This window comes from Vibrio jasicida 090810c, assembly GCF_002887615.1.
GTDB classification, from domain to species: Bacteria; Pseudomonadota; Gammaproteobacteria; order Enterobacterales; family Vibrionaceae; genus Vibrio; species Vibrio jasicida.
On record NZ_CP025792.1, the window covers coordinates 1,908,131 to 1,933,373 of the forward strand.

The 25,243-nt window shown below is 46.1% G+C and carries 24 protein-coding genes; 12 read left to right on the plus strand and 12 right to left on the minus strand.

Translation table 11 applies throughout. The features are described from left to right. The first annotated feature begins 199 nt into the window (after nucleotides 1-199). Nucleotides 200-2,779, plus strand: a complete 2,580-nt coding sequence (locus tag C1S73_RS08930; protein ID WP_038866109.1) for a TRAP transporter permease — start codon at nucleotides 200-202, stop codon at nucleotides 2,777-2,779. Nucleotides 2,780-2,823: 44 nt separating this feature from the next. Then, nucleotides 2,824-3,261 (plus strand): universal stress protein, encoded by a 438-nt coding sequence (locus tag C1S73_RS08935; RefSeq protein ID WP_005437370.1) that lies wholly within the window; start codon nucleotides 2,824-2,826, stop codon nucleotides 3,259-3,261. A 93-nt stretch (nucleotides 3,262-3,354) separates the two neighbouring features. On the opposite strand, the gene thiQ is transcribed toward C1S73_RS08935, so the two are convergent. The 5 genes from thiQ to mpl form a co-directional block, all read right to left on the minus strand. Then, complete coding sequence (gene thiQ, locus C1S73_RS08940; RefSeq protein WP_038866107.1) at nucleotides 3,355-4,059, minus strand: thiamine ABC transporter ATP-binding protein; 705 nt, start codon at nucleotides 4,057-4,059, stop codon at nucleotides 3,355-3,357. Further along, complete coding sequence (thiP, locus tag C1S73_RS08945) at nucleotides 4,059-5,645, minus strand: thiamine/thiamine pyrophosphate ABC transporter permease ThiP (protein ID WP_081634744.1); 1,587 nt, start codon at nucleotides 5,643-5,645, stop codon at nucleotides 4,059-4,061. Before thiP ends, thiQ begins: the two co-directional genes overlap by 1 nt. 14 nt (nucleotides 5,646-5,659) lie before the next feature. After that, entirely contained in the window at nucleotides 5,660-6,652 is a 993-nt protein-coding gene (thiB, locus tag C1S73_RS08950) for a thiamine ABC transporter substrate binding subunit (RefSeq protein WP_038866104.1), read from the minus strand. 250 nt (nucleotides 6,653-6,902) lie between these two features. Further along, the gene (locus tag C1S73_RS08955; RefSeq protein ID WP_038866102.1) at nucleotides 6,903-7,541 is read right to left on the minus strand and encodes a flavin prenyltransferase UbiX; all 639 of its coding nucleotides are present in this window, start codon (nucleotides 7,539-7,541) and stop codon (nucleotides 6,903-6,905) included. After that, nucleotides 7,541-8,899: a UDP-N-acetylmuramate:L-alanyl-gamma-D-glutamyl-meso-diaminopimelate ligase gene (mpl, locus tag C1S73_RS08960; protein ID WP_038866100.1), complete on the minus strand. Its 1,359-nt coding sequence runs from the start codon at nucleotides 8,897-8,899 to the stop codon at nucleotides 7,541-7,543. Before mpl ends, C1S73_RS08955 begins: the two co-directional genes overlap by 1 nt. Nucleotides 8,900-9,212: 313 nt before the next feature. Between mpl and fbp the strand changes: the two genes are divergently transcribed. Together fbp and ppa are read left to right on the plus strand one after the other, a co-directional pair. Beyond that, entirely contained in the window at nucleotides 9,213-10,229 is a 1,017-nt protein-coding gene (fbp, locus tag C1S73_RS08965; RefSeq protein ID WP_038866098.1) for a class 1 fructose-bisphosphatase, read from the plus strand. Between the two features lie 117 nt (nucleotides 10,230-10,346). Continuing rightward, entirely contained in the window at nucleotides 10,347-10,877 is a 531-nt protein-coding gene (gene ppa, locus C1S73_RS08970; RefSeq protein WP_038866096.1) for an inorganic diphosphatase, read from the plus strand. Between the two features lie 63 nt (nucleotides 10,878-10,940). Here the strand turns inward: ppa and C1S73_RS08975 are convergent, their stop codons facing one another. From C1S73_RS08975 to tamA, 5 genes are all read right to left on the minus strand, one after another. Then, nucleotides 10,941-11,300 (minus strand): DUF2799 domain-containing protein, encoded by a 360-nt coding sequence (locus C1S73_RS08975; protein WP_038866094.1) that lies wholly within the window; start codon nucleotides 11,298-11,300, stop codon nucleotides 10,941-10,943. Between the two features lie 16 nt (nucleotides 11,301-11,316). Next, the gene (locus C1S73_RS08980) at nucleotides 11,317-11,655 is read right to left on the minus strand and encodes a DUF2799 domain-containing protein (RefSeq protein WP_038866091.1); all 339 of its coding nucleotides are present in this window, start codon (nucleotides 11,653-11,655) and stop codon (nucleotides 11,317-11,319) included. 64 nt (nucleotides 11,656-11,719) lie between these two features. After that, nucleotides 11,720-12,067 carry a gamma-glutamylcyclotransferase family protein gene (locus C1S73_RS08985; protein ID WP_038866089.1) on the minus strand — a complete coding sequence of 116 codons (348 nt, stop codon included), beginning with the start codon at nucleotides 12,065-12,067 and terminating at the stop codon, nucleotides 11,720-11,722. A gap of 32 nt (nucleotides 12,068-12,099) precedes the next feature. Further along, on the minus strand, nucleotides 12,100-16,011 hold the full coding sequence (gene tamB, locus C1S73_RS08990) for an autotransporter assembly complex protein TamB (protein WP_038866087.1): 3,912 nt from the start codon (nucleotides 16,009-16,011) through the stop codon (nucleotides 12,100-12,102). After that, the gene (gene tamA, locus C1S73_RS08995) at nucleotides 16,008-17,720 is read right to left on the minus strand and encodes an autotransporter assembly complex protein TamA (RefSeq protein ID WP_038866086.1); all 1,713 of its coding nucleotides are present in this window, start codon (nucleotides 17,718-17,720) and stop codon (nucleotides 16,008-16,010) included. Before tamA ends, tamB begins: the two co-directional genes overlap by 4 nt. 166 nt (nucleotides 17,721-17,886) lie before the next feature. On the opposite strand from tamA, the gene msrA reads away from it, so the two are divergent. Beyond that, nucleotides 17,887-18,525, plus strand: coding sequence for a peptide-methionine (S)-S-oxide reductase MsrA (gene msrA, locus C1S73_RS09000; RefSeq protein WP_038866084.1), 639 nt, complete (start codon nucleotides 17,887-17,889; stop codon nucleotides 18,523-18,525). A 49-nt stretch (nucleotides 18,526-18,574) separates the two neighbouring features. On the opposite strand, the gene C1S73_RS09005 is transcribed toward msrA, so the two are convergent. Beyond that, the gene (locus C1S73_RS09005) at nucleotides 18,575-18,775 is read right to left on the minus strand and encodes a DUF1107 domain-containing protein (protein WP_038866081.1); all 201 of its coding nucleotides are present in this window, start codon (nucleotides 18,773-18,775) and stop codon (nucleotides 18,575-18,577) included. 214 nt (nucleotides 18,776-18,989) lie between these two features. Here C1S73_RS09005 and C1S73_RS09010 point away from each other — a divergent pair, with 214 nt between their 5' ends. From C1S73_RS09010 to C1S73_RS09040, 7 genes are all read left to right on the plus strand, one after another. Next, entirely contained in the window at nucleotides 18,990-19,541 is a 552-nt protein-coding gene (locus C1S73_RS09010) for a YtfJ family protein (protein ID WP_038866079.1), read from the plus strand. Between the two features lie 164 nt (nucleotides 19,542-19,705). After that, nucleotides 19,706-20,008 (plus strand): DUF2607 family protein, encoded by a 303-nt coding sequence (locus tag C1S73_RS09015; protein WP_080774269.1) that lies wholly within the window; start codon nucleotides 19,706-19,708, stop codon nucleotides 20,006-20,008. Nucleotides 20,009-20,102: 94 nt separating this feature from the next. Continuing rightward, nucleotides 20,103-20,771, plus strand: coding sequence for a zinc uptake protein ZrgA (gene zrgA / locus C1S73_RS09020; RefSeq protein WP_038866076.1), 669 nt, complete (start codon nucleotides 20,103-20,105; stop codon nucleotides 20,769-20,771). A 52-nt stretch (nucleotides 20,772-20,823) separates the two neighbouring features. Next, complete coding sequence (locus tag C1S73_RS09025) at nucleotides 20,824-21,552, plus strand: ABC transporter ATP-binding protein (protein WP_038866075.1); 729 nt, start codon at nucleotides 20,824-20,826, stop codon at nucleotides 21,550-21,552. After that, entirely contained in the window at nucleotides 21,549-22,808 is a 1,260-nt protein-coding gene (locus C1S73_RS09030; RefSeq protein ID WP_038866072.1) for an ABC transporter permease, read from the plus strand. Before C1S73_RS09025 ends, C1S73_RS09030 begins: the two co-directional genes overlap by 4 nt. 5 nt (nucleotides 22,809-22,813) lie before the next feature. Then, on the plus strand, nucleotides 22,814-23,308 hold the full coding sequence (locus C1S73_RS09035) for a DUF3299 domain-containing protein (RefSeq protein ID WP_039974669.1): 495 nt from the start codon (nucleotides 22,814-22,816) through the stop codon (nucleotides 23,306-23,308). 315 nt (nucleotides 23,309-23,623) lie between these two features. Next, nucleotides 23,624-24,529, plus strand: coding sequence for a TIGR03899 family protein (locus C1S73_RS09040; protein WP_038864933.1), 906 nt, complete (start codon nucleotides 23,624-23,626; stop codon nucleotides 24,527-24,529). 91 nt (nucleotides 24,530-24,620) lie between these two features. Here the strand turns inward: C1S73_RS09040 and cysC are convergent, their stop codons facing one another. Further along, nucleotides 24,621-25,238 (minus strand): adenylyl-sulfate kinase, encoded by a 618-nt coding sequence (gene cysC / locus C1S73_RS09045; RefSeq protein WP_038864931.1) that lies wholly within the window; start codon nucleotides 25,236-25,238, stop codon nucleotides 24,621-24,623. Nucleotides 25,239-25,243 lie beyond the last annotated feature (5 nt).

Consider the following 25,243-nt stretch of genomic DNA (forward strand, 5'->3'; position numbering starts at 1 on the left):
GCCGATTTCTTTTTCGGAAGTCGCGCTCACACACCTAAAAAAAGAAAACGCACATGCCCTCCTCTCATAAATCAATGAGTTGAAGGACTGTAGCGATTCACTCGAAAGCAAACTTCGCCCTATTCACTACACTGTTAAAGCGAAGCGCGGTTCTCGATACACAATACAGACAGGACCATCAATAATAAGGAAAAAGTACATGGCGACGAACAACACTCCGTCACAAGATGTGCAAGAAATGGTGGCTCAGGCAGACACAGGTGCGCGTAGCCCAATGGGCTTGCAAGGTCGAATCTTATGGTTCGTTCCACTGTGCTGGTCGCTATTTCAATTATGGTACGCGTCTCCGCTACCATTTATTTTTAATTTTGGCGTACTCAACGACACTGAAGCGCGAGCAATCCATTTAACTTTTGCTACTTTTCTCGCTTTCACTGCTTATCCAGCCATGAAAAACTCTCCACGAGATCATATCCCTCTTATTGATTGGATATTGGCACTCGCAGGCAGTTTTGCAGCGGCTTACATTTACATCTTCTATACCGAACTCGCCGGCCGTTCTGGCGCCCCAACCACGGTTGATATCGTGGTATCCGTCACAGGTATGGCGTTACTACTTGAAGCAACTCGCCGAGCTCTCGGTCCACCACTTATGGTGGTTGCTGCGGTGTTCCTAACTTACACCTTTGCTGGCCCATACATGCCAGATGTGATTGCTCATAAAGGCGCGAGCTTGAACAAAGCCATGTCGCACCTTTGGCTAACAACTGAAGGCGTATTTGGTGTTGCACTGGGTGTATCAACTTCTTTCGTATTCTTGTTTGTACTGTTTGGTGCCATGCTAGAGCGTGCGGGCGCAGGTGCGTACTTCATTAAAGTCGCGTTCTCGCTACTTGGTCATATGAAAGGTGGCCCTGCGAAAGCTGCGGTAGTCGCTTCTGGCTTGTCTGGTCTGGTTTCAGGTTCTTCCATCGCTAACGTAGTAACGACAGGTACATTTACGATTCCACTCATGAAGCGTGTTGGCTTCCCGGGAACGAAAGCGGGTGCGGTAGAAGTAGCAGCATCAACCAACGGTCAACTGACACCGCCTATCATGGGTGCTGCCGCATTCTTAATGGTGGAATACGTTGGTATCTCCTACGTTGAAGTTATCAAAGCAGCTCTACTCCCTGCGCTTATCTCTTATATTGCACTGATTTACATCGTTCACCTTGAAGCGTGTAAAGCAGGCATGACAGGGCTTCCTCGTCGCCATACCCCTACGCTTGTGCAGAGCTTGCTGTCCTTCACTGGTACGATTTTGGGCCTATGTGTTATCAGCGCTTTGGTTTACTACGGTGTGGGTTGGACGAAAGATGTCTTTGGTGATGCAGCAACCCCTATCGTGACCGTCGTACTTCTAATTGCTTATGTGGGTCTTGTAAAGATTTCCGCTAACCACGCAAAAGATGGAGCGATTGAAATCGATGCTGAACTGACTGAGGTACCAGACCCTGGTCCGACGATTAAATCTGGTTTGCACTTTTTATTGCCTATCGTGGTACTGGTTTGGTGTTTGACGGTGGAACGTTTCTCTCCAGGTCTATCTGCATTCTGGGCAACGGTGTTTATGATCTTCATCTTGCTGACACAACGCCCTTTGATTGCGTTGCTATCTAAAGAAGGCGATCTTGTCGAACAAACCAAAAACGGCTTTGTTGACCTAGCAGAAAGCTTAGTATCTGGTGCGCGCAACATGATCGGTATCGGTGTCGCAACCGCTGCTGCCGGTACGGTTGTTGGTGTGGTAACGCTGACTGGTATTGGCCTTGTCATGACCGACTTTGTCGAGTTCATCTCGGGCGGTAGCATTATCCTAATGTTGCTGTTTACCGCGGTCATTAGTTTGATTCTGGGTATGGGCCTACCAACGACGGCCAACTACATTGTGGTTTCAACCTTGATGGCACCGGTTATCGTAACGCTTGGTGCGGCACACGGTTTGATCATCCCACTGATTGCGGTCCACTTGTTTGTGTTCTACTTCGGTATTCTGGCCGATGATACACCACCTGTTGGCTTAGCGGCATTTGCGGCTGCAGCGATTGCAAAGTCGGATCCAATTCGGACTGGTATTCAAGGCTTTACCTATGATATTCGAACCGCAATCCTGCCTTTCATGTTTGTCTTCAATACTCAGCTATTGTTGATGGGTATCGACTCATGGTGGCATTTAGCATTGACCGTGATCTCTTCAATCATTGCGATGTTAATCTTCTCAGCGGCAACACAAGGCTGGTGGTTCACACGTAATAAGTGGTGGGAAACCGTCTTACTATTGGTATTGACCTTCTCATTCTTCCGCCCTGGATTTTGGTGGGACATGTTGTACCCAGCGAAAGTTCTTTCCCCTGGGGTTGAGATAGCTCAAATCACGGAAGGGCTAAATGTAGGAGAATCCATTGAGCTACGAGTCGCAGGTGAAAACCTAGAAGGTGATTACGTAGAGAAAACGGTACGTCTTCCGTTCGAAGATAAAGCAAAAACCGCTGAAGAGCGCATCTCTTCTATGGGTCTAATGCTAACCGAGAACGACGGCAAAATGATCGTAGACATGGTCGAGTTTGGTAGTCCGGCAGAATCGTCTGGCGTCGACTTCGACTGGGAGATCAAATGGATCGTTCAAGACGCTGAGCGCCCAATGAAAGAATGGGTATTTGTGCCTTGCTTAATGATCTTGCTGGTACTTGCCATGAACCAAAAACGTCGTGCTCGTAAGGAACAGTTGAGCGCATAACCGATTAGGCCCCGAGGATAAGGGGCCATGATGAGAGACACTGAATGTATAAACAAATTCTTGTGCCGGTTGATCTAAATGACCAAGGCTTCTCTGACCGAGCTGTTGAGTTGGCTGTTTGGCAAGCTAAACAAGCCAACGCGGAAGTTCACTTACTGACTGTACTGCCCGGTATCCACATGTCGATGGTCGCGACTTACTTCCCGAAAGATGCGGCGGCGAAGATGAAGCAAGATGTGAAGCAGCAACTAAAAACATTTGCCGATCAACACATCGATGATGAAGTGATTTACAAAGTCCACGTTGCAGAAGGCAAAGCGTATGCAACCATCCTTGATTACGCTGAGCGCTTAGGCGCAGACCTCATCATTATGCCAAGCCATAAACGTTCGAAGATCAATAAAGTGATGTTAGGCTCAGTCGCAAGCAAAGTTGTTGAAAACTCACCAATCAATGTGATGGTAGTGAAGCCACAAGGCTAACGTACTCATTCAAACTCCCAAAATAGAAAAAGGTTGATGCTCGCATCAACCTTTTGTTTTTCTTACGCCTTATTCATCAATATAAACAACGCTCTACCCTGCCGCTCGCACAAACACGGTTAAAACATCGCTAGAGTGCGATAACGTTAATTCACCAATCTCACCTGACGCTTCTACCTGACCACCTGCCACAAATGCAAAATGACTAGCAATCGCTCTGGCGTCACTTAAGTGGTGCGTCACCATCAAAACGGTAATGCCACGCTCAGCAGCAAGCCACTTAACCAATATCAGCATCTCTTCACGCAACACGGGATCGAGAGCTGAGAAAGGCTCATCGAGTAGCCACATCGGATGCGGCTGAACAAAGCAACGTGCGAGTGCCACACGCTGGCGCTGACCACCAGAAAGGTGTTCAGGTAAGCGGTCCAGATACTCAGCTACACCCACTTGTCTTGCCGCTCGCTCGACAAGAAGCTTTTGGTCTGCCGTAAGCTTTAACCCCGGATGCAAGCCCAAACCGATGTTGTCTCTTACTGACAGGTGAGCAAACAGGTTATGTTCTTGGAACAACATTGAGAACGGACGCTGATACGGCTCATTACTTACGATAGATTCACCATCAACCAGAATATCGCCTTGGTCTGGATTGATGAAACCAGCAACTAACGCCAATAAGGTTGATTTACCAGCCCCGCTCGGTCCCATCAGTGATACGATTTGCCCACGTTGAATGTCTAAGTTAAAACGAAACAGTTCACATTGATAGGTGTACTGCACATCATCCAACACTAACATTACGCTCTCTCCTTCGTTTTCAATACTTTTTCAATCACAGCAAAACAACCGACGCTGAGTAACAACAAGGTAACCGACACAACAGCCGCAGCATCCATCTGGTAACTTCCCAACAATTGGAATAGGTACAACGGCAAGGTTCTAAACTCTTGCCCACCAAACAAAGCAATCGCACTCAAGTCACCAATCGCAAACATAAAGCTGATAGCAAAAGCATGTGCAAATGGCTTGCGCAGTGCTTGCCACTCCACCACTCTAAAACGTTGCCAACCACGCATACCCAAACTGGCACAGACATACTGATATTGCTGCTCAATGTGCAACATAGGTTGAGATAAAGTCTTAATGACATATGGCAAGGCCATCAAACCATTAACCAAAATAACCACAAAAAACGCTAAGCTGAATACATCGGTAAATGAGCGTAGCAATAGGAACAATCCCGTACTGATCACTAAGCCCGGCGTCACCAAAATGATGGTACCAATAAGCTCAATTTGATCAGCGCGAGTATTTTTATACTGCAAACGCCAACGTCGGCTAGTCAGCAAAATCGATACGCCAGCGGCCACGGCAAGAGAACTCGCCAGTACCGCAACTTTGAGTGAATTGAACAGTGCAGACCAAAAACGCTCATCACTCAATACCGGCCAAACTTGTTGGTTGATACCACTGAAGACCACCATCAAAAGTGGCGGTATTACTAGTAAAAAGGCACCTATGATCCAAAAGCTATCCCAAGCTTTTGACCACCCATGATCCTTCGTTAAATATTGCTGTCCCGATGTGCTGCCAGTGCTTACTGAGACTGGCTTCGTCAACTTTTGTACGCCAATTGCTAACAAGCCGCACAACAACATTTGCCACAGTGCCAAAAGCGCCCCGGCTTGCAGATCAAAATCGAACTTAATTGCCTGATAAATGGCAAGCTCAATAGTGGTCGATTTCGGTCCGCCGCCTAACGCCATCACGGTGGCAAAACTGGTAAAGCAAAGCATAAACACTAAGCCACTTACGTGTGGTAATTGCTGCCTTAGGCGTGGCCATTCCACCCAGCGAAATTTATCCCAATGACTCATTCCAAGGTGTGCACACAGTTTATGTTGCTCTGCGGGGATCGACTCTAGTGCCTGCAAAAGTAGGCGTGCTGCATAAGGCATATTGAAGAATACATGCGCAAGTAAAATGCCGTTCAGACCATAGATGGAAAACGGCAGCTCCGCATCGATACTTTTCAGCCATTGAGCTAACAAACCGCTATTACCGTAAATCGCCAATAAGCCGAATACGCCAACCAGTACAGGCAAAACTAAAGTGGACGCAAACAATTTTAATAGTAGAGACTTACCAAAGAACTCACGTCGAGAAAGCGCATGCGCAACGGGAATAGCAAAGCCAACACTCAATAGTGTAGAGAGAAAAGCTTGGTAGAAGCTGAACTTGGTGACGTGCTGATAGTATGGGTCTCCCCATACCATAGACACATCAAGTGAAGGCGCTTGGACAAGCAAAGCACCCAGGGCAGAAATAACAAAGGTCGCGATAATCATCGCGACCCCTAACCCTATTTTCGGAACAGAATTCAAAAGTAGAACCTATGTTAGAACGTCAATGCGCTTTGCCATTCGCGAATCCAAGTCTTGCGCATTTTCGCTACTTCGTCTGCACTAAAGCTCAATGGTTTGCTTGGCACGCTCAGAGTTTCAAAGCCTTTTGGTAACTCAACGTTAGTTACTGGGTACATCCAGTTACCTGTTGGCATCGCAGATTGGAAATCATCACTCAAAATAAAGTCCATGAACTCATCTGCTAACTTCGAATTTTTTGAGCCTTTGACCTTAGCCGCCACCTCCACTTGCATGTAGTGTCCTTCGGAAAAATTTGCGCTTGCGTATTTCGCGTCATCTTCTGCAATCAAATGGTACGCGGGAGAAGTCGTGTAAGACAGCACGAGATCGGACTCACCGTTCAAAAACATCGAGTAAGCTTCTGACCAGCCTTTAGTAACCGTAACTGTTTTCGTTGCCAGTTGCTTCCACGCTTGAGTCGCATCATCGCCATAGATGGACTTCATCCACAACATCAAGCCTTGACCCGGAGTCGAAGTGCGAGGGTCTTGGTAAATCACTTTCAGATCATCACGCTCTTCCACCAGCTCTTTCATGCTTTTTGGAGGATTCACCAACTTCTCCTTGTTGTATACAAACGCAAAGTAGCCGTAATCGTACGGTACGAAGGTCTTATCGTCCCAACCATTAGGTAGCGTAGTCTTTGAGGTATCAACATTATGCTCAGCCAGAAGCCCGGTCTTTTTCGCTTCCGCCATCAGGTTATTATCCAAACCTAACACGATATCCGCTTTGCTATTGTTTCCTTCCAAACGAAGGCGGTTAAGGATTGAAACACCGTCGTCCAGCGCAACAAAATTAACGTCGCAACCGCATTTGGCTTCGAATGCTTTTTCGACTTTAGGACCCGGTCCCCAATCGGCAGCAAAAGAATCGTATGTGTAGACAGTTAGGGTGTTTTCAGCGGCAAACGCCGAAGTAGAAGTGATGGTTGCAAGGGCAATCAGACTAAGAGTGGTTTTCACTGCTCGCTCTCCATTTGCATTATTAACATGAGTTGAGCGGCACAGGGTTGAGGCGGTATTTAGGACTTCCAATATCCAGACTCAATTCCTACGCCAGCATTATCTGGTTCAGGTAATACGGGTCCCTGCCTGCTCAACAATGTTAAACAATTAGGTCTCAGCGCTCCTTGGCATTGACAAGGTCAATACCTGATGGGTTTGCTCCCCGATGAGTTGGATGGATTGTAAAGATCTTTTATTGATTACACAATCAACGTTGGTCATAACCCCAGCGTGGCACCAAGCCTTGCTCAATACCAAGGTGATCGAGAATTCTTGCCACCATAAAATCCACCAAGTCTTCAATACTCTTTGGTTGATGATAAAACCCCGGCGCTGCCGGCATAATGGTGACGCCCATTTGCGAAAGTTTGTGCATGTTTTCAAGATGCAGTGTTGAGAAAGGCGTTTCACGCACCACAAGTAACAGTTGCCCACGCTCTTTCATCACCACGTCTGCAGCACGTTCAATTAAGTTATCTGACATGCCGTGTGCAATGGCCGCGACACTGCCCGCGGAACATGGACACACCACCATTTGCTTTGGCGCAGCCGAACCAGAGGCCACTGGCGAGAACCAATCGTCTTTGCCACAAACGGTGATATTATCTGGATTGCAGTTGAGATGCTCAACTAACGCCTTTTGCGCCGCTTCAGGGCCGCTTGGCAGTTTCAGGTCATGCTCGGTCGCCATCACGACACGAGCAGCCGAAGAGATCAACACGTAAACGTGGTAATCCGCAGCAACTAGGCATTCAAGAAGGCGAAGACCATAAGGGGCACCAGAGGCGCCCGTTAATGCTAATGTGATGGCTTTTTTAGGGGTTACTTTTTGTTGCATAAATGTCATTAAGCTTTTTGTTTCAGTTGTTCTAGAAGCTTGCCGTGGATACCACCAAAGCCACCATTACTCATTACGAGGATTTGGTCACCCGGCAGTGCTCGTTCTACGATTTTAGCGACAAAGCTGTCCATCTCTGCACCCACAAAAGCAGGTTGTTTACACTGGTCTGCAATCTCTTGTACCGACCAATCAATGTTGTCTGGTTGGAAGAGGAACACCTCATCAGCACTGTGCAGAGAAGCCGCCAAAGTATTCTTATGAACACCGCGCTTCATCGTCGCAGAGCGTGGCTCCAAAACGGCAAGAATACGTTTTTCGCCAACCTTGTTACGTAAACCGCCCAATGTCAGTTCAATCGCCGTTGGATGATGAGCAAAATCGTCGTAAACCGTCACGCCATGCTCTTCACCTTTCAGCTCCAAGCGACGTTTGGTGTTAATAAAACGACCGAGAGCCTGACATGCAAGTTCTGGTGCAACACCCACATGGCGAGCAGCAGCAATCGCCATCAAAGCGTTATCCACGTTGTGGTCACCGACAAGATCCCAATCCACGACGCCAACTTTCTCACCTTGCAATGAAACTTCAAATTTAGAGCCATCGATAACCAATTTGTGCGCTTGCCAATCACCGTCGACACCTGAGAACTGCTTTTCAGTCCAACAACCGCGCTCGATCACGTCTTGCAGCGACTGATCTTGCTTAGGTGCAAGGATCAAGCCGTTGCCCGGAACAGTGCGCACTAAGTGGTGGAATTGACGTTTAATCGCCTCTAGATCGTCGAAGATGTCCGCATGATCAAACTCAAGGTTGTTCATGATCAGTGTACGTGGATGGTAGTGAACAAACTTAGATCGCTTATCGAAAAAAGCACTGTCATATTCGTCGGCTTCTACGACAAAAAACATGCTTTCACCCAAGCGAGCCGACACTCCGAAGTTACCTAATACGCCGCCAACGAGGAAACCAGGCTGGTAACCGCAGTCTTCTAAAATCCAAGCCAGCATGCTTGAAGTGGTGGTTTTGCCGTGAGTACCTGAAACCGCAAGTACCCAGCGATCGTGGAGTAAAAACTCCTGTAACCATTGCGGGCCAGAGGTATAACGCATGTTAGTGTTCAATACATGCTCAACACATGGGTTACCACGGCTCATCGCGTTGCCAATCACCACAAGATCGGGTTGAGGGTCAAGCTGAGAAGGGTCAAAGCCTTCAATTATTTCAATACCTTGCGACTCTAACAGGGTGCTCATTGGTGGATAAACATTGGCATCTGAACCCGTTACTTTATGACCTAACTGACGAGCCAAAACTGCTGCACCGCCCATAAACGTGCCGCAGATACCCAAGATATGAATGTGCATAAACTTAACCTTGTAATGCGTTCTTTAATCCTTTCATTATCGTGATAACTACCAGAAAAGCGAGTGCCTTTCGCCCTGTTCGTGCAGTCTCTTTCACAAATCTGACAGGGCTTAGCACTGACTGACCAAGCATTAACCAAGAGATTCCCTTCTTATGCAATAAGACAAATAATTTGCGATCTCAGTCGGTTACTTCATTACCATTAATAAGATCTGCGTCATAAACTTACATCTAGCGCAATCGTTTAACATCCATAAAGAGATGCCTCTATTGCGCGACACCCCCAACGAAATGAAAATGTAAGGATAAACCATGTCAGGACTGCGCACCCTAGGCGAATTCATTGTTGAGAAACAAGCGGATTTCCCCCACGCTAGCGGTGATCTTTCATCTCTCTTAGCTTCTATTCGCTTAGCTGCAAAAATTGTTAACCGCGAAATCAACGCGGCCGGTCTTGGTGACATCACTGGCGCTGTAGGTACGGAAAACGTACAGGGCGAAGACCAACAAAAACTTGATCTGTATGCGAATGATAAATTCAAAGCGGCCCTCGAAGCTCGCGACCAAGTATGTGGCGTTGCAAGTGAAGAAGAAGATGAAGCGGTTGCGTTCAATAAAGAACTCAATCAAAACGCAAAGTACGTTGTACTTATGGACCCACTCGATGGCTCATCAAACATTGATGTGAACGTATCAGTCGGGACCATCTTCTCTATTTACCGTCGAGTTTCTCCTATTGGAACCCCACCAACAGAAGAAGACTTTCTACAACCAGGCCACAAACAAGTGGCAGCTGGATACGTAATTTACGGTTCATCCACCATGCTGGTTTACACCACAGGTAATGGCGTAAACGGCTTCACTTATGACCCATCGATAGGCAGCTTCTGTCTTTCTCATGAAAACATGATGATCCCTGAAGATGGCAAGATTTACTCGATCAACGAAGGCAACTACATCCGCTTCCCACAAGGCGTTAAGAAGTACATTAAGTACTGCCAAGAAAACGAACCTGAAGATGGTCGCCCATACACCTCTCGCTACATCGGTTCGCTGGTTGCTGATTTCCACCGCAACTTGCTGAAAGGCGGCATCTACTTGTATCCAAGCACGCAAAGCCACCCTCAAGGTAAACTTCGCTTGTTGTACGAGTGCAACCCAATGGCATTCTTGATTGAGCAAGCAGGTGGTTTAGCGTCTGACGGCGTTAATCGCATCATGGATTTGAAACCAACAGAATTGCATCAACGCGTGCCTTTCTTTGTCGGTTCTAAAAACATGGTGAACAAAGTCGAAGCGTTCCTTGAACTGCATCGCGACGAAGAATAATTTCAGACCTTTGTCCAACGCGGCGGGTGTTTACCTGCCGCGTTTTTGTCGCTAAAGTGAGTAACGAATCAATCGTAAGATGAGCCTGACTCATCCTCACTGAAAAGGACTATTCAAATGAGCTTAAACAACGTACCAGCGGGTAAATCATTACCTGACGATATCTATGTCGTGATCGAAATCCCTGCTAACGCCGATCCAATCAAATACGAAGTAGATAAAGACACTGGTGCTGTATTCGTTGATCGTTTCATGTCTGCACCTATGTTTTACCCTTGCAACTATGGTTACGTGAACGACACCCTTTCTCTAGACGGTGACCCAGTAGACGTACTGGTTCCGACTCCTTACCCACTGATGCCTGGTTCTGTGATTCGTTGTCGCCCAGTTGGCGTATTGAAGATGACGGATGAGTCAGGTGAAGACGCAAAAGTCTTCGCTGTCCCGCACTCTAAAATCTCAAAGGAGTACGAGGGCATTCAAGATGTCGGTGACATCCCGGAACTATTGAAGGCACAAATAACACAATTCTTTGAGCGCTATAAAGAGCTGGAAGCTGGTAAGTGGGTGAAAGTTGATGGCTGGGCAGATGTGGCCGCAGCAAAAGCAGAAATCCTAGAATCTTACGAACGCGCGCAAAACAAATAACTGCGAACGCTTAAAAGTGAAAGAGCTGCACGTTAGCAGCTCTTTTTAGTTTTATGGCTTTGATCAGTACTCGCCTGCGGTTGAGTGTCTGCCCGATTCATAGTTTTGTTGGAAGAATGGGTCAATGTCATCGCAAATACCGAAGTACGGCATATCTCTCACACCTAGCATGTAAGCACTCTGTTCGCAGTACTCTTTTTTACCTTCCTGATAGCCGGATTGATAAGCCATAACCAATTCGGGTGTAGCACGATTCGTTTCATCAAGTTTGACGATTCGCTCTTCCGATAGCTCGATTAGACCATCAAGGGCAGATTGCTTACCAAAAGCCTGCCAATCTGTGACGTTGGCAGATGTTGGTAGTGATGTTTGCGCACAAGCACTGAGCAAGACCAGCGCTGCACCGATAGCAAATAACCTCATGTTCACCCCTTAAAATCTAGTAGCGTTTACTGCCCTTTGCAGTTCGCCCTAATTCATATTCTCGGCGGAAGCGATCATCAACATCATCACATATCCCGCGATAGTAGCGCCTACTTTCTCCCAACGAGAATGCATCTTGTGCGCAGTAGTTTGAGCGCCCCGCTTCATAACCATTGCTGTATGCCACGTAGAGTTCGTCGCCATTGTTGAACTCTTGCATTGACAGTTTGGTGTCCCCGGCTTCAGCTTGCTGCATGCCATATTGCTTCCATTCCATACTGTCGTTGCTACTCGGTGGTGTCGTGCTTGAGCACCCCACTAAAAGCAGCAGTATCATTGGTGATAGATATTTCATCGCAGACCTCCCAAGTCTTTGTTGTATATATCGTCAATGCATACGTTACTGCTCTAGTTATAGTTCACACTCGTTGACACCAATCACCAGATGCAATCTCTTCAGTCAATTGCTCGGTATCTTGGTACAAATAGATCCAAGCTTGGCCAAACGGCGTGATGATGCTTTCTCTGCGATACTCTACAGGTACATCCTCAAGTTTATCGAGCTCCACCAGCGTTTCATTATCAATCAGATAAACTTCACCCAGTATCGCCTTCTGTCCTACCGATAAAGCAGGGTATCGCCCTAAATCATACAGTGCGAATTGAGCCTCGGTCTCATGGTGACCTAAAAACTCGGCGCTATTCAAAAAGTGATGGTTTCCCTCTCCTTTGCGCAAAGTGCCATACACAAAAATCAAATGCTGCATAACCATTCCTTAGTTACGATAAAAAGCTAAGCTTAGTCGAATTCAAATTGGTACAGCAAATCAACAGCACTATCCACGCCAGAAACCGCTTCTAAGTACAAATCTTTCATCAATCGGTATCGCACGGTGAACTCACCTAATGAGGTAAAGATACCTACACCGTATTTAACTTGTAGGCCAGGAAGTATGTAACCACTTACCGTCACTTGAGAATCATCACCAGAGCCTGCGGTATCCAACTGCAAATCTTGTACGCCAAAGGCTTCGCCAATCTCACCGACGACTTTACCGCTCTTCGCTAAACTCAAACCAATCAGTGTTGTTGTCATCGCATTACCGCCAGACTCAGCATCAATATCTTGACCACGTAATAAATAAGACAGCGCGTTCGCTTGCGGCATCGCAGGGTCGGAGAAAATTTCTACCGTAGGGTCACTTGCCGGGCCAGTCACACGCACACCGGCCGTCACGTCATCTTGCGTGTTATCTGGGTTACGAATCGCTTTGATAGAAACATAAGGCTGATCCGCAGGACCGTTCATCATGATCTTACCTTCTTCGATCACCAAATCCTGACCAAATGAACGGTATGAACCATCAATGATGTTCACCTCACCAACGATGAATGGCCCTTTATCTTTCTGAGTAACGTTTAGGTTACCTTGCAAATCGCCCTTCAAACCAAATGCTGACAACTGGAAATCATCTCCAATTTTGATGTTGATATCTGTCTCTACGTTAAATGGTAATGCCTCATCACCATCTACCGGCTGCATGTCTTTATTTAATATAACGGTATCGCTCGACACACCAACGGCACTTGGCGGCAACTCATCAATCAAAATACGTCCCCATGGGAGATTGATGTTACCTTCAACCTTAGCGAGCTTAGGGGTCACATCAATGGTCATGTCTGGCTCGACTTTGATTCTTACCATTGGCGGCATATCCACTTTCAACTCTTTCGCAAATACGCGAGCCTTCGTGTGCCAATTTTCTAAATCACGCCAATCCGCGTCACCATTGAACTCCAGCTTGCCATCCGGCGTGATGATGCCCGCATTTAAGTCTGCTTGATGCCCTTTGAAGTTAATCGCAACTTGTCCTGAGTCGATGTCAATTGGTGTTACTTCACCTTGCAGCTTCATTTGGTCAATCAAAAACTGGCCATTCACCTTCGGATGCATCACATCACCAGATAAAGCGAGATCCGTGTTCATGTTCGCCTTGAACAAGCTGTACTCACCGATAAGTGGCGCCAAGAAGTCCAAGTGGAACGTCGATAGCGACACTTTACCGTTAATCGTAGGCTTCTCGGACGACACATCATTCAGAGCGACCTTACCAGACAAATCCCCGTTATCCGTGACATCAAGTAACCACTCAGCATCAAGCTTATCTTGCGCCAATTTGGCTTTAAAACTCACACTTTCCCAACCGACTTTCACTGGTTGCTCTAGCGTTTGCTCTACCTGACCTTTTGGCATATCGACATTCACCGTGACTTCCGGTTTCATGTCTGGTGCCCATTTCGCAAACGCATTCGCGTTCACTGAACCATTTAGCTTGGTTTCTGCAGGTAAGAATTGTTTGATTTGGTCGAAGTCAAAGTTAGTAATGGCTAACTTCGCCTCGCCGCTCTTGCCGACACTAATGTCTTCACTCAGACATACGCTTGAATCAGACTGTAACCAACAGTGTGCTTGGACATCGGCAATCTGTTTATCAATGTTGATTTTAACTGCCGTCGATTTTTGCAGAGCCCATGGACCTTGTGGTGTACTCAACGTTAAACGGCGCAGCGCTCCATCCCAGATCATCTCGGGCTTTTGCTTAAAAGTACCTTCGATTTCTAAACTACTTGAAACAATGTCAGACACCACATCCAATGTCAGTTGGTGCAGCTTTTCGTCACCAGTGACTTCAAGATCTGCACTATCAATTTTGATGTCGTCATAGGTAATGTTTTTGGCAATTAAGCTCACGTCCGCTTTTGGCGCAGGTAGAGGAGTCACATCACCTTTCAAGGTAATAGTTTCAACCTTTGCTTGCTGTTGCCAATCGAGTTGGTTCAGCGCAAGATCCAGGTTGATGTCTGGTTGCTTCAAACTGCCACGTAGCGCAACCGTACCATTCATCTTGCCGCTAAGATCGGGCACACTTTTCGAAAAGTCAGGGAAATTCACCTCAACATCCATCAAGATTTGCTTGTCAATTTTACCTTTGGCATGCAGTTGGTTAGGACCATGCGATAACGCTAAACCTTGAGTATTTAGCTGGATATCTTCGCCCTTACCATTCTTGTCAGACGCCTCTAATTGACCTTCTATATTCACCGGATAACCACGTAAAATACCGTCAATATCAAGCTTAGGAAGGCTCACTTGCCAACCGCCTTGCTCCGTTAAAGAGCCTGAAGTAGATAAACTACCGCTGATGTCCCCTTCCGCTTCTTGCCACTGCAAACCCGGTTGAATGTGCTTCAGGTTCAAGTCCGCTTGCCAGTTGATAGGTGAAGCCCAATTCGCCATCACTTTACCAGCCAGTTCACCGCCTAAGGTTTTCACCACAATACTGTCTAGGTCAATCTGTTCTAAAGTGCCTTTACCATTCAAAGCAACATCTAACGCAGGAATATCCTTACCAGATGCTTTGGTTTCTAATGCAACGGTGTAGCCCTCTAGTGAACCTTTCGCCGCTAAGCTAGGCACCGAAACTTGGTAGTCACTCTTACCACTCAATGGCCATTGCGCCTCAACATTGTTCAGCTTGATATCAAATGGCAGCTCCGTTTTCAGTGGTTGGATTTGCCCTTCAATCTTCGCTTTAACCAAATCAGACAGCGTTGCCTGCAAGGACAAATCACCGACAGACCCTGAAGCTGATAAAGACAGTTTCTGACCTTTCACATCAGCTTGTTTAACGAGCGCGTCAATTTGTGCTTGAATTGGATAGTCGCCAGATAACGTCACTTGCGTACTCAACTTGCCTTCCACTTCAGGCATGTCGAGTTCTAACGTTTTTACCTCAACTTTATCGCCACCAGCTTTGGCTTCGAGCCCTAAGTGATGAACAATAACCGGAGTGTCACCAGCCAATTTGAAATCGTGAATATCCAGTCGCTGCGCTTCTATCGTTAGGGGGATCCACACTTCAGGCAGAACAATGCCCTTGGGTTCAGACTCAGCTTTCGCCGCTTTGTTTTCCGCTTCTTTTTTTACCGCAATATCTTGAGTTTTTAGTTTTTCTTTTTGTTTCACAGCCTGCTTTGATGTCTTCGCAGCATCGTCCTGATTACTCGCAGCGCTGCCCGATTCATCAACAGCTGTCGCTTGTGCCGTTGTCGATGACTGATCTTCTTTTGGCGTTTCGTCTGTTGACGCCAATGCCACATTGATCACCTTCAATGCCGTGGGAGCAATTACCAAACGGTCGCCTTGCATCGACAGCGCTGTAGAAAAATCTTGCCAATCAATCTTGTTACCCAAAATATTCAAGTTGATGTTATTCAGGCTAACTTTATTTACGAAAATAGGTACTGGTGTGCTAATTGAACGCAGTGGCGGCGTTTCTTCTACTGGTTCCTCACTCGGCGGCAACTCCGGCATTTGGAAATTCACACCTTGGAGTGCAAGTTCATCCACGCACACTTTTGGATCGAAGAAACAACGGAAATTTATCGCAAGGGTAAGGCGTTCAACCTTTGCGTCGACATTCAACGATTCATCGACAAAGCTGACGTTGTGCAAAGCAAAGCGAGGGAACAAAGATCCGTTGATCTCTTCGACCTTCAGTTGTGGTAGTGCCTTTTCTGCTCCCCACAAAGCCAGCTTTAAACCAGGATGGGTGAACAAGACTGTACCGATGAAAATCACCAGCAAGAGCACCAAACTCAGCAGACTGATCGAGAACCACTTCGTCCACTTAAGCGTTGTTTTCATCATAGTTCAGGCCCCAATGAGAAGTGGATACGAAATTCTGGTTTAGGCTCAGCGTCTAAGCCCCAAGCAAAGTCAAAACTCACTGGTCCAACAGGGGATGCCCAGCGAATGCCAACACCTGCACCCGATTTCCACACTGGAGTTTCATTGAACGCATCACCGATGTCATAAAAGGCTGCACCCCACCAGTTGCCATAAACGCGATACTGATACTCTAGGGTACTGGTCACCATGTATTTCGCACCAGTCAATGCTCCACTGGCATCTGTTGGCGAGATAGATTCGTATCCATAACCACGAATGTTGTTGTCACCACCAGCAAAGAAACGCAGCGATGGTGATAGTTTTTCAAATTCTTCGGTGATGTTGGCACCACCTTCTAAGCGGAATAAACCACGATGATTCTGACCAATGCCACGAATCCACGACGTCCGACCTAACAAACGAAGAACGCGAGTTTCAGACAACAAAGCGGGATCACCGTATTCAACGGTGACACTTTGTTTGTCTCCCCACATTGGCATATTGCCACCGCGAGTTCGAGTCCGTGAGAAAGAAGCACCAGGCAGAACGAATTGCACTCCGTCTTCTTGCAAACCTTGTGAAAAGTTTTCGTACAAGTGACGAACGTATAACGTCTTATGCCAACCACCATCGGTGATCCAGTGGCGTTCTACCGCAAGATTCGATTCCAAACTCTCTGTATCGCGATTATCGAGGTGCTTCAAACCAAACTGCAATTGGTAATACTCATGCAGTACATCATCGAGAGGGATTTTGTAGCCTGCGGTAATCGTCTGCTCAGGCTTAGAAAGAGATAGCGCCGTATCAAAGCTGTGACCACGCGCACTTACCCATGGTTTTTTCCACTTTAACGTACCACGCACACCGGTATCGGTAGAGTAACCAATACCAGTTTCGAGTTGGTTTTTTGCTGCGGGAGCTAACGAGACTTTAATCGGTAGATCTCGACCATCATCGAGTTTACTGAGGTCTGGTTCAACAAACACGGAGGAGAACCAATCGGTATTCGACAGGTTTTGGTTGTACTCACCCACTTCAGACACTAAGTAGGGTTCACCGGTTTTAAATGGGCGCAAAGAGTCCACGCGGTCTTCCCAGATCTGACTCCCCAAGATTTCCACTGTACCAAAGTGATATCGGATACCACTATCATAGTGCAGGCGAACATTGGCTTCATTCAACTCTGGAACCACTTCCAACTTACTCAGCGTAAAATCACCATTAAAGTAGCCACGCTGCAAAGCTAAGTTACGAATGCTGGATTTGAGGCTATCGTATTCCCCTTGATTGAGGATACGGCCCTCTTTCAATCGTGATTTGTTGATGAGGTTAGTAAACTCTTCATCTTTTTCTGCTTCACCGGAGATCACCACATCCATGACCTTTACCCTTACAGGCTCGCCCGGTGTAACGTTGACGATCAATTCATCATTATCTTTCGTAATAGAGTATGAAATTTTCGCATGATAATAGCCAAGCGCATTCATCGCTTCGGTGATACTTTGACTTAATCGCGCCTGAAAGCGTAAAGACGTCGAATAATCATCTTCTGGTATCGATGATAGGTAAGCGTTCACATTGTCTTCTAGCGCACCATCGATCCCTTTTACAGTCAGGGATACATCGGCATAAGCGCTATGAGAAAAAACAAGTAGGCTAGCAATAATTGGGATAGCTTTTTTTATCATGCTTTTTAGCTGGATGAGGTTAAATAAACGTAAACAATAATAACGCCAAATAAAGGCTAAGTCTGTAATATTAATAGGTTTACCGCGGTCTATGTCATTACACCATCAGATTCAGACTGAATATTAAAGTTCGCAAAATTAAGACACGTATTGAAGGACGAATACTATGCTCAACAAACAGACAATGATCAGTATAGAAGATGCACTGCCAGGTAGAGAGGCATCAATGCAGATTGATGACACCCATTTTGTTAATCAATCAAGCTTAACGGCATCACCGCCAGCTCACCAACAACAAATATTATTCGGTATGGGATGTTTTTGGGGAGCAGAACGTTTTTTCTGGCAACTTGAAGGTGTGATGTCGACGTCTGTAGGCTACGCCGGAGGCTATACGCAGAATCCAACATACGATGAAGTGTGTAGCGGAAAAACAGGACATACAGAAGTCGTAAGAGTCATCTTCGATGAACGAGTAATTTCTCTAGTGCAACTGCTTGCCGCATTTTGGGAGAAACACGATCCAACTCAAGGCATGCGCCAAGGTAATGATCTCGGCACTCAATACCGTTCTGCGATTTATACCTACTCACAAGAACAGTTAGAAGTGGCAGAAAAATCGAAAACACAATACCAACAAGCATTACAAGAAGATCAACGCGCAGCCATCACCACAGAAATTCAAGCCGCTGGGCCTTATTACTTCGCTGAAACGTACCACCAGCAATACCTAGCAAAGAATCCAAACGGTTACTGTGGTTTAGGCGGCACGGGGGTCTGCTTCCCACCAAGCCTTCAAGGTTAGTCCCAAACTAAAAAGAGCGACGAAAGTCGCTCTTTTACAATTCTGACAATTAAACAGGTAGAGATAAAATGGCCCTGTTAACTTCTTTGAATACCGACAATTGTTGGGGGTTTTTGATGTCTGGTAGTAGCACTTTACCGTTATCAAAACGGAACTGACCAACTCCAGCAATTGAGAACTGACCTTTGAATAAAGTCTTAACGAAACGCGCCACCTGACGTGGACGGTAAACAGCAAACTCACGAAGCATAACCACCTCAATATCCTTTTGAGAAAAACATGATTGCTCTTTCCTTGGCAATCTTTATGCGCTATTTGCGACGAGGTTCATTGTACCAAATTCCAACCTAAACGCAACATTACTTAACTCTGTACGTTAAATAATTGTTATAAACGGTTCTACATTTTTATGCATCGTAAGTATATACTTGGTAAGTCTCACAACCCATACGGAACATAACAATATGAAAACTAAGACTCTCCTTCCTATTTTCTTCGCTCTTGCACCTGGTCTTGCGCTTGCTCATAACCTTTCAATGGGTGAAGCAGTTCCAGCAGCAAAAGTAGACGCGTACGGCGAAATCGTACTGCAAGGTGAAGGTGTGGCGTACCAGCCTTGGGCGACACAACAAATGCTAGGAAAAGTACGAGTGATTCATGCCATTGCAGGACGCAGCAGCTCGAAAGAAATGAACGCGCCGTTGATGACAGCGCTAACTGACGCTAAGTTCCCGGAAGATGCCTACCAAACTACAACCATCATCAACCAAGACGACTCAATCTGGGGAACTGGCTCTTTTGTGAAATCATCAGCACAAGACAGTAAAAAAGAATTCCCATGGTCATCAATGGTTTTAGATGAGAACGGTGTTGTGGCTAGCACTTGGGCACTACAAGAAGAAAGCTCGGCAATCGTAGTGCAAGATAAGCAAGGTAAGATCCTGTTTATCAAAGAAGGCGCATTGACAGCAGATGAAATCAACCAAGTACTTGGCCTAATTAAACAAAGCATCTAATACTCACTCGCTCCTTGTTACTCTCAAGCGGGGAGCGTCATTCCTTTCTTTCTGCGTAAGTTCTTATTCCTGCATAGATAATTTGCTCTATACGAACAAAAGAGTGAACTTTTCATAAAAATGGGTGTTATATTATAACACTAGGTATCGTTTCGGGCTTTAAGATGCACTGTCGTTGGCAAGCAATTACACATCATTGGCATCGCACTGTTGTATTGTTCAGTGTTGCGTTGTTGATCGCTTGGAACTTTGCCACTATTGCTCATCAACTCGACCTCATTCCCGAACACCACAGTGAACATCATTGCCAAATGTTTGCCGGAGCGCATCAAGGGCTTGCGAAGGCTCAGCCAGAACTCAGTGCGCCCACCTTCTCTAGACTCGCTCACGTAGATGTAGCCGAAATCACCTCTCATTTAGAGGACGTCACGTATACCGCGCGTGCACCACCTAATTTTGCGTTCTAAAAACCACTACTCATACTAAGAACAAACCTTGTTATTCACTTTGCTATTTGAGCAAGTAACACATAAAAAATTAAACAAAATTAGGAATAAGAAAATGCCATCTAAACACGCTTTAGCTCTTGTTATCGGACTTTCTCTATCAGCTACTGCTAACGCAGAAGAATATCGTCAACATGAAGCGCACGTTCATGGTCATGTAGAATTCAACATTGCTCAAGACGGAAAAGACTTACTAATTGAAATCACTTCTCCAGGTGCTGACGTGGTTGGTTTTGAGCACGCACCTGAAAATGCAGAGCAAGAGCAAGCCTTAAAACGAGCGGTTGCCGCACTAAAAGACACAAACAAACTGTTTGCAATTAACCAGCAAGCGAAGTGTGTGATTGAAGAAGTTCAAGTCGCGCATACGCTTGGCCAAGATTCTCATGAAGGCCACGATCATGGTAACCACGAAGGACATGATCATGATAAGCACGACCACGATAGCCATGAGGGTCACGACCATAACGAACATGCTCATGATGACCACCACGATCACGAAGGTCATGACCACGAAGGACACGATCACGAGCACGGCGGTCACGGTGAGTTCACCGTTGAGTACCGTTTCCACTGTGATTCAGTCGCCGATCTAAATAGCATTGATACGACTTGGTTCAAGCAATTCCCAGCAACAGAATCCATCAGCGTCAACTTATTTACTGACACAACTCAGTCTGCGACAAGCCTAAGCAAAAACAACACTAAGATCGCAATTAAATAAATCACATAGCGTGTGAGTGAGTGCTCACACGCTATTGCCTTGGTAATTTATTATGACTGAAACCACGTCAAACGTTGTTGAGCTGAATAATGCCCAGTTTGTCTGGCCCGGCTCAGAAAGCGCGACCATTAATATTCCACACTTACACATCGCTCAAGGTGAGCATGTCTTTATCAAAGGCCCTAGCGGCTGTGGTAAATCGACTCTGCTTGCCCTACTTACTGGAATCAATACTCTTACATCGGGTTCTCTGTCTGTACTTGATACCGATCTTGCAAGCTTAAGAGCAAGCCAAAGAGACAAATTTCGTGCCGATCACATTGGTTATATCTTCCAACAATTCAATTTGTTGCCTTACTTGAATGTGATCGAAAACGTCCTAATTCCATGCCAATTCAGCAAAATTCGCCGAGATCGCGTTGCACCAAACGCTTCGAATGCAACGCTTGAAGAGCAAGCAACATCACTGCTAGAACGTTTGCATCTTCCGAAAGCACTGCACAATAAGCCTGTCTCTGAGCTGAGTATTGGCCAGCAACAGCGCGTTGCAGCCGCCCGTGCACTGATCGGCCAACCTGAACTGGTGATTGCTGACGAGCCAACTTCAGCATTGGACCATGACAACCGCAAAGCGTTTATTGAGTTATTGATGGAACAAGCCAATCTTGCCAGCGCCACATTGGTTTTTGTTAGCCATGATCCAACGTTGGAATCTCTCTTCCACAGAACACTAAACTTGCCTGAAATCAATCAAGCGCAAACCCTAGGAACCGCATCATGAGTGCCGTAGTAAAGCTCGCTTGGAAAAGCCTGATGAACCGCAAAGCGACGGCTATTCTCACCATCATGACAGTCGCGATTTCAGTTGTCCTTTTATTGGGTGTTGAACGCATTCGTACCCAAGCTAAGGACAGCTTCGCTAACACCATTTCTGGTACCGATTTAATCGTCGGGGGCCGTTCTGGACAAGTCAACTTGCTGCTGTACTCAGTATTCAGAATCGGCAATGCCACCAACAACATAGATTGGAAAAGCTACGAAGAGTTTGCTAACCACAGTGCCGTCGATTGGGCAATTCCAATCTCACTCGGAGATTCCCACAAAGGGTTTCGCGTAATGGGCACCAACCAGAGCTATTTCGAACACTATAAATACGGAAATAAACAGCCTTTAAAATTGTCCGAAGGCAGGGAGTTCAATGGCCTGTTTGAAACTGTGCTCGGCTCTGATGTCGCAAAACAGCTTGGATATAAAATCGGTAGCGAAATCATCATTGCACACGGCATCAGTGACGTTGGTTTTAGCCGGCATGACAACTTACCATTTAAGGTGGTTGGCATTCTTGCTCCTACTGGCACTCCTGTCGATAAAACCGTACACGTTTCTTTAGAGGCGATCGAAGCGATTCACGTAGGTTGGGAAAGCGGTGCCCGTTTAGGTCCGACCCCAAGTGCTAATGAGCTAAAATCACGCGACTTCCAACCTAAACAAATCACTGCCATGTTGGTTGGGTTAAAATCACGAATTCAAACCTTTGCCCTACAGAGGCAGATCAACACCTATCCGAAAGAACCTCTCAGTGCCATCATGCCAGGCGTCGCTTTGCATGAATTATGGGGCATGATGTCCGTTGCCGAGCAAGCACTCATGGCTGTATCAGGCTTTGTGGTTGTGGCAGGGTTATTAGGCATGCTAAGCAGCCTATTGACCAGTCTGCAAGAGCGTCGTCGTGAAATGGCGATCCTGCGAGCCATGGGGGCAAGACCAAAACACGTATTCTCATTACTGATAAGTGAAGCCAGCTTATTGACCTTCGCAGGTATTGTGACGGGATTAGTGGGTCTTTATTCCATGCTTGCCCTCTTGCAACCAATAATCCAACAAAGTTATGGTATACACCTAACACTAACGGCACTGTCGCCGTATGAATGGATGTTGCTTGGCTTTGTACAATGTGCAGGCATTGTGATTGGCTTCATCCCGGCATTTCGCGCTTACCGACAATCGCTAAGTGATGGAATGACAATAAGGATTTAGTAAAAATGTGGAAAAAAATACTCGCTAGCTGTTTGCTGATGATTTCGTTTACCGCGCCTGTGATGGCCAGTGACGAACCATTAAAGCTTGATTGGATAGATCTCGTCCCAGAAGCCGAACGCAAGATGTTCGATAGTATGGGAATGCCAGCCACAGACCACAGCGGTGGTGCAGCAATGCAATCTAAGGTCGGTAACGTTCGTCCTGAATTGAACGGAAGCACAGTCAAGATTCCTGGTTTTGTCATCCCATTAGAAGGCGATGCAAATACCGTCACGGAGTTTTTGTTAGTGCCTTATTTTGGTGCTTGTATTCACGTGCCGCCACCGCCACCGAACCAAATCATCTATGTGAAGTTTCCTAAGGGAGCGCCAGTACAAGAGTTGTGGGATGTGATTTATGTGGTGGGCAAATTGAAGACTGAGACCATCAACCACGAGCTCGCAGAAACCGCATACGAGATCGAAGGCACGAGTATTGAAGCCTACGACGATATGTAGTTTGTTTTGATTTCACACCAAGGCGTCAATTTGGCGCCTTTTTTATGCCTGTCAGTTAGACTATATAGCGAGATAAATACGCTAATACACCAACATAAAGAACCAAAAGAAGCGCTATCGACAGGTGCTTTTTCAGTTTACTCGCGTCTGAATATTTCATCGCTCCTCCAAAATAACGATAACAATTTTAACAACTCATTATCATTTTGAATAGCCTTTATTCTGTCAAAATCCGGACGTGCCTCTCTAGTCGCAAAAAGCAGAAAGGTGTAAATTTAAGCAAGCGTTAACCGCAAGCTCTTGGCAGGAAAACAAATGGCAGAACCGACAAAGCAACCCGTTGTCATCGAACACGAATCGAATACACAAAAACAAACACATCACGAGAAAAAGTCTGGTTATATCAAAGACAGCGCAAGTCGTGTTCAAAGCATTGCTCAGATCTATGGGCTCGATGCTTTGCTGCAAAACGAACCTCCAGCAAAACCTGCATTAGAACGGGCACATTTACGCGAACAACGTCGCCAAGAACAAAGACAAAAAAACCTCGAACAAATCCTTAAACTCGCGCACAGCTCATGCCGTGATGAAACCGCCGGAGAGCCTGATCAAGATTGGTTGTATCGATTTTTCGATATGGCGCAAGACATCCACAACAGCTCAATGCAAAAACTTTGGGCGCAAGTCATGAAGCGAGAAGTTACCAACCCTGGTTCGACTTCCATGAAAGCGTTAAAAGTGCTGAAAGACATGTCACCACGGGAAGCCCAAACCCTACAAAGAGCCGCGACGTTAGCATGCAGCTTTGGGGGAGATACCAGTAGAAAGCTACTGATTGGCTACAAAGCACATGGCGGAATGTTCAGCTTTGGTAAACGTGACACCACCAGCAATCTCAATATGGGGAGTTTCCAACTTCCCTATTCCAGCTTATTAGTGTTGATTGAATTGGGCTTACTTCACAGTACTGAATTAGAGTCTGGAGAGATTGGCATTGAGACACCATTGATGCTCAACTATCAAGGTAAGAATTTATCACTGCAAGTGAATACTAAAGGTGTACGACTTTTGTATTACCGTTTTACACCGACGGGCAATGAGTTGTGTAAATTACTCGGAAACAAACCAAACAATCAATATTACGACCAAATGTTATCGCTTTTAAATCATAAATTTAGTGTACATAGCGACACCAAAAGTCATGTTAATTACACCGTCTAAACGATGTCAAAAGAGCTTTTGGCCACCTATGGTCCAAAAGCTCCCTGAGCAGTACAATGACTTTTTGGTCACTGATGATCCAAATGCTTTTTTATCGGATCACTCCGCGCTGTTTGAGGTCAATTAAGCACAACTCAACAAGCTCTTCGACGCTCTTCTCACCCGCAGGCAAATCAATTTCTGGATTTGCTGGCGCTTGATATTCCGAATCAATTCCCGTGAAGTTAGGAATTTCACCTGCACGCGCTTTTTTGTATAAACCTTTAGGATCGCGACTTTCACACACATCAAGAGAGGCGTTGACAAACACCTCAATAAACTCGCCCTCAGGAACTAAATCACGCACTAATTGGCGCTCAGCACGATGAGGAGAAATAAACGCAGACAATACGATTAGCCCTGCGTCTGCCATCAGCTTAGCGAGCTCACCAATGCGACGAATATTTTCTCTACGGTCTTGTTCAGAAAAGCCTAAATCGCTACATAAACCGTGGCGCACATTGTCGCCATCCAGCAAATAAGTGTGGTAACCCAGTTCAGCTAAGCGATTTTCCAAGGCGCCTGCCACCGTTGATTTACCCGCACCAGATAGCCCGGTAAACCAAAGTACCGCTGGCTTCTGTTTTTTTAATCCAGCACGAAACTGTTTATCAACCGAGTGCTGATGCCAAACGATGTTTTCATCTTTTACCGGAGTTTCGGCAGTCATAACGT